This is a genomic window from Streptococcus sp. Marseille-P7376, from assembly GCF_902460385.1.
GTDB classification, from domain to species: Bacteria; Bacillota; Bacilli; order Lactobacillales; family Streptococcaceae; genus Streptococcus; species Streptococcus sinensis.
This window is the reverse complement of record NZ_CABPTS010000053.1, coordinates 1-1,148: the sequence shown is the minus strand read 5'-3', so window position 1 is coordinate 1,148 and position 1,148 is coordinate 1. Positions and strand designations below refer to the sequence as shown.

Below are 1,148 nucleotides of genomic sequence, written 5' to 3'. Positions count from 1 at the left end.
CCATATGAGTCTTTCTAATGATGGTTTTGTCGCTTTTCATTATAGGTCATATGGGACTTTTTTTCTACAACAAAATAGGCTCCATAATTACTACAGTGATTTTACCCACTACAGAAATTATAGAGCCTCTTTTTTATATTTACCAAGCATAATTTGGCTCCTGGCAGGCAACCATCGCAGTCAATAACTCTTCTGGACTGACCTTCTTCAACCCTCCATAAACAGGGTCCTGAACCAAATAAGAAGGATCTAGATAATAAACAGCCAGAATATCAGTGCCATCTACCGATAGCTCGTACCCTGTTCCCACAACATTGTGCTCTCCCTTGCGGCCTGGATAGAGAAGAGCGTTATTAACTGTATAATACATAGGATAGCCATCATCAATATTCTTGCGTAAGCGCTCCTTAAAAAGGCGCATATCTTCAGAATTCTTTGCACTACTGCTCACTGTCGCTAGATGGTAGCCCGCTTGACCTGCCGGCACTTCCGCATAGCCAAACAGATATTGATTTAAGACACGGACAGCATTGACATTATGGGTACCGAATGTCTCGTCGGTTCCCATCGCTCGCGCCAATTCTTCCTGACTGACATTGACCCCCTTGTAAGCTAAAATCATACTGACAGAGGTCGGTGCACAAGTATTCCAAGCTCTCTGAACCTGCATAGGGACTTCCAAGCGTTTTCTGATTGAGAGAGCTGCTTCTTTGCTGGAAGGCTGTGTCTCCTCCTCTCTGACCTTTTCAGTTGACTGACTGGAGATTCCTGACTCCGTAGAAGTCGAACTCTGGCTAGTGCTAGATTGACTACTGCTAGCTGCTTTCGAACGGGCTTGACTCGTGCTCGAAGCTTGAGAAGAAGAGGCAGAGCTTCTAGACTGAGGGGACTCTGAAGCTTTCTGCTGAGAACAAGCTAATAAGCAGCAGCCCAGACCGAGCAAGACAAGTATTTTTAAATTTTTCATACCGACACCTCCTTTTATACATATGATAACGCTTTCTTTGGGAGAAATCAAGATGAGTCTGAGACAAAATAGTTCTCAGTCACAAAAAAGCTAGAGATTCCCAATTATGGAACTCTAGCTTTTTAAATTTGAACCGTTCTCTTATTGTATTTAAGGAGATTATTGGCCAGGAGCACTAAAC

At 43.3% G+C, this 1,148-nt stretch carries 1 protein-coding gene; it reads right to left on the bottom strand.

Annotated elements, in window-relative coordinates:
* Positions 1-139: 139 nt before the first annotated feature.
* Positions 140-967 (bottom strand): C39 family peptidase, encoded by an 828-nt coding sequence (locus FZ952_RS11495; RefSeq protein ID WP_148881751.1) that lies wholly within the window; start codon positions 965-967, stop codon positions 140-142.
* Positions 968-1,148 lie beyond the last annotated feature (181 nt).